Source organism: Cellulosimicrobium cellulans (assembly GCF_001722485.1).
GTDB classification, from domain to species: Bacteria; Actinomycetota; Actinomycetes; order Actinomycetales; family Cellulomonadaceae; genus Cellulosimicrobium; species Cellulosimicrobium cellulans_A.
In genome coordinates this window covers 1-7,655 of sequence record NZ_LWGL01000150.1, presented here as the reverse complement: position 1 = coordinate 7,655, position 7,655 = coordinate 1, and the positions used below count along the sequence as shown (strand labels likewise).

The following is a 7,655-nucleotide window of genomic DNA, read 5'->3' as shown; positions in this document are numbered from 1 at the left end:
GGCGCGCCGGGGCCACCCGGGCGTCGCCGTCACCAGGGTCCGGCGCGCCGTGCGGGCGCGGGTCTACCATCCGGCCGCTCGTGCCTCGCGGCCTCCCGCCAGGCCCGCCACGACCCGCGCCCGCACGCCGCTCCGTCCCCTCGTGGGGCTCCGCGACCCCGGACGCTCGCGACCCTCGCCCCAGGCGCGGGACGAGGGTCGCGGAAGCGCGCGTGCCGTCAGGCGAGGCGCTCGGCCAGGAAGCGCCAGTGCACCGCGGACATGTGGGCGGCCTGGGCGTTGTTGGCGGCGCCGCCGTGGCCGCCCTCGACGTTCTCGTAGTAGGTGACGTCCTTGCCGGCCTGGAGCATGAGGGCGGCGAGCTTGCGCGCGTGGCCGGGATGGACGCGGTCGTCCTTCGTCGACGTCGTGAACAGCACCGGCGGGTACTCGCGTGCCGGGTCGAACAGGTGGTACGGCGAGAACGTGCGGATGAACTCCCACTGGTCCGCGTCGTCGGGGTCGCCGTACTCCGCGGCCCACGACGCGCCCGCGAGGAGCTTCGTGTAGCGGCGCATGTCGAGCAGCGGCACGCCGACGATGACGGCGGCGAACAGCTCGGGGTACTGGGTGAGCATGTTGCCCGCGAGGAGGCCGCCGTTGGAGCGGCCCTCCATGCCGAGGTGCTCGTGCGTCGTGATCCCGCGGGCGACGAGGTCGCGCGCGACGGCCGCGAAGTCCTCGTAGGCGCGGTGGCGGTCCGCCTTGAGCGCGGCCTGGTGCCACGCGGGGCCGTACTCGCCGCCGCCGCGGATGTTCGCGACGACGTAGACGCCACCCTGGGAGAGCCAGGCCCGGCCGAGCGCGCCGGAGTAGCCGGGCGTGAGAGAGACCTCGAACCCGCCGTAGCCGTAGAGCAGCGTCGGCGCGGTGCCGGTGCCCGCGACGAGGTCCGCGCGCCCGACGACGAAGTACGGCACGCGCGTGCCGTCGTCGGACACGGCGAAGTGCTGGACGGTGGTCATGCCCGACGCGTCGAAGAACGCGGGGTTCGCCTTGAGCGCCTCCGGCGCGCTCGCCTCGCCCGGCCGCGCGCCGAGCTGCACCAGGGAGAGCGTCGTGGGCGTGAGGTAGTCCGTCGTGACGAGCCACAGGTCGTCGGACTCGACCGGGTCGACGGCGCTGACGCCGACGGTCCCGAGCTCGGGAAGCCCCGGGATCTCGCCGCGGACCCACGGCGCGTCGCTCGGGGCGTCGCCCTCGGGCGGCGTGAGCACGTGCAGGCGGTTCTTCACGTCGTCGAGCACGTTGAGGACCAGGTGGTGCCGCGTCCACGTCGCGCCGGCGAGCGACGTCGTGGCGGTCGGCTCGAACAGCACGGTGAAGCCGCGGTCCCCGGCGAGGAAGTCGTCGAACCGCGCGGCGAGCAGCGACCCGGCGCGGTACGTCGTGCCGGCCGCCGCGTCGACCGTCCAGTCGTCGCGCAGCTCGACGAGCATCCACTCGCGGCGCACGCCGACCTCGGCGGAGTCGGGCACGTCGATCTTCGTCAGGCGCTGCTCGGGCGTGCCGGGGTTCTCGGCGAGGTAGAGCTCGTCGGAGTAGAAGGCCTTGGAGCGGTGCACGAAGTCGCGCTCGAAGCCGGGCGTGTGCGAGCGCCACGCCGAGATGTACATGTCCTCGTCGGTGCCCTCGTAGACCGTGACCGCGTCGGCGAGCGGCGTGCCGCGCGTCCAGCGCTTGACCACGCGCGGGTAGCCCGACGGCGTGAGGGAGCCGGGGCCGAAGTCGGTGTACACGTAGACCGTGTCGACGTCGACCCACGCGAGCGAGCCCTTCGCCTCGGCGCGGTGGAAGCCGCGGTCGGTCGGGTCCACGAACCGCTTCTCCACGAGGTCGAACTCGCGCGTCACGTCGGCGTCGGAGCCGCCGGGGGAGAGCTCGACGAGCGCGTGCCGCCAGGGCTCGCCGGCCGCGAGCTGCTCCGGGGTGGGGCGGAGCACGCTCGCGCCGTGCCACACCCAGCTCTGGCCCTCCGCGACCGCGAGCGCGTCGAGGTCGAGCACGGTCTCCCACGCGGGCTCCGCCGTGCGGTAGGACTCGAGCGTCGTGCGCCGCCACAGGCCGCGCTCGTGGGTCGCGTCGCGCCAGAAGTTGTAGAGGTGGTCGCCGATCCGCGAGACCTCGGGGATCTTCGCGTCCGAGTCGAGGACCTCGCGGATGGCCGCCTCGGTGGTCGCGAAACCGTCGTGGGTCTCGAGCGTCGCGGCGACCTCGGCGTTGCGGGCGCGGACCCAGGCGAGGGCCTCGTCCCCCTCGACCTCCTCGAGCCACAGGTACGGGTCGGTGTCGCTGGTCGCGGGCGTCAGGGCGTCCGCTACGTGCTCGGTCGTCATGGGGTCCCACCCTACGGCGGACGGGCGGGGGCCGCGGGAGCGACGTCACCGGCCCGGGACCAAAGGCCCGAGCTGTCGTCTGCGAGCGTCCGACCCTGGTTCGACAGGAGCGCTTGTGAAAGTATTCACAAGTAGACCGCCGAAGGAGCCGGGGCATCCGGCCCCAGCAGCACCTGCGGCCCGCACCCCGGCTCGGCCGGGACGGAGGGGACGACATGAGCGCACGGGGCACCACCGCGAGGCCCGGCACGACCGGTATCGACACGGCCGGTACCGACACGACCGGTATCGGCACGACCGGTATCGGCACGACCGGTACCGACCTGACCGGCACCGAGGAGCCGCACAGGGCGGAGATCGACGTGCTCGTCGAGCGCGCGCGCAAGGCCCTCGACCGGTACATGACCCTCACGCAGGAGGACGTCGACCGCATCGTCCTCAAGGCCTCCGTGGCCGCGCTCAGCCGGCACGGCCACCTCGCGCAGATGGCGGCGGCCGAGACGGGCCGCGGCGTGTTCGAGGACAAGGCGACGAAGAACATCTTCGCGTGCGAGCACGTGCCCAACTCCATGGCCCGCCTGAGGACCGTGGGCGTCGTCGGGCGCGACGAGCTGACCGGCGTCGTGGAGATCGCCGAGCCGGTCGGCGTGGTGTGCGCGGTGACCCCGGTGACCAACCCGACGTCGACCACGATCTTCAAGTCGCTCATCGCGCTCAAGACGCGCAACCCCGTCGTCTTCGCGTTCCACCCGAGCGCGCAGCGCTCGTCCGCCGAGGCGGCGCGGATCGTGCGCGACGCCGCGGTGGCCGCGGGCGCGCCCGACGACTGCATCCAGTGGGTCGAGCACCCGTCGATCGAGGCGACGAACGCGCTCATGCACCACCCGGGCGTCTCGCTCATCCTCGCGACCGGCGGCAACGCGATGGTCCGGGCCGCCTACTCGGCCGGCAAGCCCGCGCTCGGCGTCGGCGCCGGCAACGTCCCCGCTTACGTCGAGCGCAGCGCCGACCTCGGCCGGGCGATGAACGACGTCGTCATGTCGAAGGCGTTCGACAACGGCATGGTGTGCGCGTCGGAGCAGGCGGTCATCCTCGACGACGCCGTCTACGACGACGCGATGCGCGAGCTCGCCCGCCTGCACGCCTACCGCACGACGCCCGCGGAGAAGGCGATGCTCGAGCGCCTCGTCTTCGGGGTCGAGGCGAGCGGGACGAGCTGCGCCGGCGCGAGGCTCAACCCCGCCGTGGTCGGCAAGTCGCCCGCGTGGATCGCGCGCGAGGCCGGCTTCGAGGTCCCCGACGACACGTCGATCATCCTCGCCGAGATCGACGACGTCGGTCCCGACGAGCCGCTGAGCCGCGAGAAGCTCACGCCCGTCCTCGCCGTCCTGCGGGCCCGCGACACCGAGCACGGCATCGCGCTCGCCGAGCGCATGGTCGAGCTCGACGGCCTGGGCCACTCGGCCGCGATCCACACCGCCGACGAGGCGCTCGTCGAGCGGTTCGGCTCGCGCGTCAAGGCGGTGCGCGTGCTGTGGAACAGCCCGACGTCGCTCGGCGGAATCGGCGACATCTACAATGCGCTCGTGCCGTCGCTCACGCTCGGCTGCGGCAGCTACGGCGCGAACTCGGTGTCCAACAACGTCTCGGCGGTCAACCTCGTCAACATCAAGCGGATCGGGCGGCGCAACAACAACATGCAGTGGTTCAAGGTCCCCGCGAAGACGTACTTCGAGCCGAACTCCCTGCAGTACCTCGCGCAGATGCGCGACGTGCACCGCGTGACGATCGTCACCGACAAGGTCATGAACCGCATCGGCGTCGTCGACCGCGTGCTCGACGTCCTCGGCCGCCGCGAGGAGAAGGTCGCGGTGCAGATCATCGACTCGGTCGAGCCGGAGCCGAGCGTCGGCACCGTGAACCGCGGCGCGGAGTCCATGCGGGACTTCGAGCCCGACACGATCGTCGCGATCGGCGGCGGCTCCCCGATGGACGCCGCGAAGGTCATGTGGCTGCGCTACGAGCACCCCGAGATCGAGTTCTCCGACATGCGCGAGAAGTTCTTCGACGTGCGCAAGCGCGCGTACAAGTTCCCCGAGCTCGGGGGCCGGGCGAAGCTCGTGTGCATCCCGACGTCGTCGGGCACGGGCGCGGAGGTGACGCCGTTCGCGGTCATCACCGACGAGGAGACCGGCTACAAGTACCCGCTCGCGGACTACGCGCTCACGCCGACGGTCGCGATCGTCGACCCGGTGCTCACCGAGACCATGCCGGCGAGGCTCGCCGCGGACTCCGGGTTCGACGCGCTGACCCACGCGACCGAGGCGTTCGTCTCCGTCTACGCGAACGACTTCACCGACGGCCTGTGCCTGCAGGCCATCAAGATGGTCTTCGAGAGCATCGAGGAGTCGGTCGCGCGCGGGGCGTCGGCGCCGAGGGCGCGCGAGCGCATGCACAACGCCGCGACGATCGCCGGCATGGCGTTCGGCTCGGCGATGCTCGGCATCGTGCACGCCATGGCGCACACCGTCGGCTCGACGTTCCACCTCGTCCACGGGCGCACCAACGCCGTCCTCCTGCCGCACGTGATCCGCTACAACGGCCAGGTGCCGACCAAGCTCACGAGCTGGCCGAAGTACGAGCGCTACGTCGCCCCCGAGCGGTTCCAGCAGATCGCGAAGCACCTCGGCCTGCCGGCCGCCACGCCGGAGGAGGGCGTCGAGTCGTACGCCCGCGCGGTCGAGGAGCTGCGCGCGAAGGTCGGCATCGAGGCGACGTTCGCGGCCCAGGGCGTCGACGAGAAGGCGTTCATGGGCCGGCTCGACGAGCTCGCGCTGCGCTCGTTCGAGGACCAGTGCGCGCCCGCCAACCCGCGCCTGCCGGTCCTGGGGGACATGCGCGACATCCTCGTCGCCGCGTACCGCGGCACGTCGCGCGAGGAGGCGCGGGCCGCGCGGCTCGCGGCCGAGCGCGCCGGGCACGTCGCCGTCGAGGAGGGGACGGCGGCGCTCTCCGGCTGAACCGACGGCGGTCCCCTGACCGGGCCGGGTCGCGATGCTCAGGCGTCGCGGCCCGGCCGCACGAGCCCCGCCTCGTACGCGAGGATGACGAGCTGCACGCGGTTCGCGAGGCCCACCTTGGTGAGCAGCGAGCGCACGTGGCTCTTGACCGTCGCCTCGGTGAGGTGCAGCTGGGCACCGATCTCCCGGTTCGACAGCCCGCGCGCGACCGCGAGGAGCACCTCGCGCTCGCGCGGCGTCGCGGCCTCGAGGCCGTCGACGGACGACGTGCGCGCGCCCGACGCGCCGGGACGCGCGAGATCGACGTACGTCGCGATGATGCGGCCCGTGACCGCCGGGTCGAGCAGCGAGTCGCCGGCCCGCACGCGGTGCACGGCGTCGACGAGCGCCTGCGGGTCGGCGTCCTTGAGCAGGAATCCGGCGGCGCCCGCGCGCAGCGCGCCGTAGACGTACTCGTCGTCGTCGAACGTCGTGAGCACGAGGACCCGGACGCCGGCGAGGTCGGGGTCCTCCGTGATGCGTGCGGTCGCGCCGATCCCGTCCAGGCGCGGCATGCGCACGTCCATGAGCACGACGTTGGGACGCAGCGCGGCGGCCATCGCGACCGCCGTCGCGCCGTCGCCCGCCTCGCCCATGACCGTCACGTCGGGCTCGTCGTCGAGGATCATGCGCAGCCCGAGGCGGATCGTCGCCTGGTCGTCGGCGACGACGACGCGGACCGGCCCGGGCGCGGAGCCCGGCGCCGGGTCCTGCCCGCTCATGCCGTCCCTCGCGGCAGGAACGCGTCGACGACCCAGCCGCCGCGCTCGTCGGGGCCTGCCACGAGGCGCCCCCCGGCGGCGAGCGCACGCTCGCGCATGCTCGACAGGCCGAACCCCGCGCGAGCCGCGGGCTGGTCCTCGGGCAGCGGTGGGCCGGGGTCGTGCACGCGCACGCCCACGTGGGTTCCGGTGGCGGTGACCGTCACGGTGACGGAGGGGGCGAGGGAGTGCAGCAGCACGTTGGTCAGGGCCTCCTGGGCGATGCGCACGACGGCGAGCCCGCACTCGGCGCTCGTCGCCGGCCAGGGCTCCGGCAGGGTGAGGGCGACGTCGCGGCCCGCCTCCTCGAGGCGGCGCGCCGCCGCGCGCAGCTGCTCGGGGGCGTCGTCGGCGCCCGGGGTCGGGGCGAGCGTGCCGCCCGCCTCCCCGGCCCGGGTGTCCCGCAGGACGTGCACGACCGACCGCATCGACGTGAGCGCACGCTTGCCCTCGTCGCCGATCCACCGCACCGCCTCGCGCGGCGCGTCCGGCCGGTTGGCGGCCACCCGGTCGGCGGCCTGCGCGCGCACGACGATCGCGGAGACGTGGTGCGCGACGACGTCGTGCAGCTCGCGCGCGATGCGCGTGCGCTCGGCGAGGACGGCCTGCTCCGCGAGCTCGGCCTGGAGCTCCTGGAGCTCCGCGTTGCGCTCGCGCAGGCGCAGGGACGTCAGGTCGAGGCGGCGGAAGACCACGCCCGCCGCCACGGCGCCCGTCACGAGGGCGAGCGCGAGGGCGACGTCGGACGGCGACCGGGCGAGCGAGAGCCACGCGGTCGTGGGCGGGACGGGCGGGAACGTGACCGTCGGCCGCCCGGCGACGAGCAGCGAGCACGCGGAGAGGCCGCCGGCGAGCCCCGCGAGCGGCCACGGGACCGCGCCGGTGCGCGTGGCCGCGAACCCGGCGACCACGAGGGGGACCAGCTCGAACGGCGTCTGCAGGACCGCCGGGTGCGTCAGCGGGTAGAGCGCGGCCGTCGCCCAGAACAGCGGACCGGGCGCGGTGCGGCGCAGCGCGAGCGTCACGACGATCCAGGCCCCGGCCGCGCCGTAGGCCCCGAGGCTCTGCGGGTACCAGTAGCCGCTGCGCTCCAGGACCGTCACCGCCGTGAACCACGCGACGCCCGTCGCGACGGCGAGGGCGAAGTCCTGGGCCCACGGGGGCGACGGGTGGTGGCGGGACGGCACGTCCTCACGGTAGCGACCAGGCACGGGCACGACGACGCACCGGGGGCGGACCCCGGCGGGCGCCCACCTCCGCCCCAGGGCGGAGGCGCGACCGCCCGACGGACGTGCGCGGGACGAGCCCTCGGGTCGAGGCGCCGCGGCACGCGCGCGCCGCAGGCTCGGGACCATGACCGAGAACACCCCACGATCCCGCACGTCCACCGGCTGCACGGCCGTCGCGCTCGGCCCCGCGCCCGACGGCGCCCGCGGTCGCTCCCGGCCGGGACCGCTCCG

Annotated in this window: 4 protein-coding genes; 1 reads left to right on the top strand and 3 read right to left on the bottom strand. The window is 74.1% G+C overall.

Annotation, left to right across the window (positions count from 1 at the left end; all coding sequences use genetic code 11):
* Nucleotides 1-218: 218 nt before the first annotated feature.
* Nucleotides 219-2,375, bottom strand: coding sequence for a prolyl oligopeptidase family serine peptidase (locus JZ5iCDA_RS13880; protein WP_069387702.1), 2,157 nt, complete (start codon nt 2,373-2,375; stop codon nt 219-221).
* Nucleotides 2,376-2,590: 215 nt separating this feature from the next.
* On the opposite strand from JZ5iCDA_RS13880, the gene adhE reads away from it, so the two are divergent.
* Nucleotides 2,591-5,395, top strand: a complete 2,805-nt coding sequence (gene adhE, locus JZ5iCDA_RS13875) for a bifunctional acetaldehyde-CoA/alcohol dehydrogenase (protein WP_083260023.1) — start codon at nt 2,591-2,593, stop codon at nt 5,393-5,395.
* A gap of 38 nt (nt 5,396-5,433) precedes the next feature.
* On the opposite strand, the gene JZ5iCDA_RS13870 is transcribed toward adhE, so the two are convergent.
* Complete coding sequence (locus JZ5iCDA_RS13870) at nt 5,434-6,156, bottom strand: response regulator (protein WP_069387701.1); 723 nt, start codon at nt 6,154-6,156, stop codon at nt 5,434-5,436.
* The gene (locus JZ5iCDA_RS13865) at nt 6,153-7,382 is read right to left on the bottom strand and encodes a sensor histidine kinase (RefSeq protein ID WP_069387700.1); all 1,230 of its coding nucleotides are present in this window, start codon (nt 7,380-7,382) and stop codon (nt 6,153-6,155) included. The genes JZ5iCDA_RS13870 and JZ5iCDA_RS13865 overlap by 4 nt, the downstream gene beginning before the upstream one ends.
* Between the last annotated feature and the right edge of the window lie 273 nt (nt 7,383-7,655).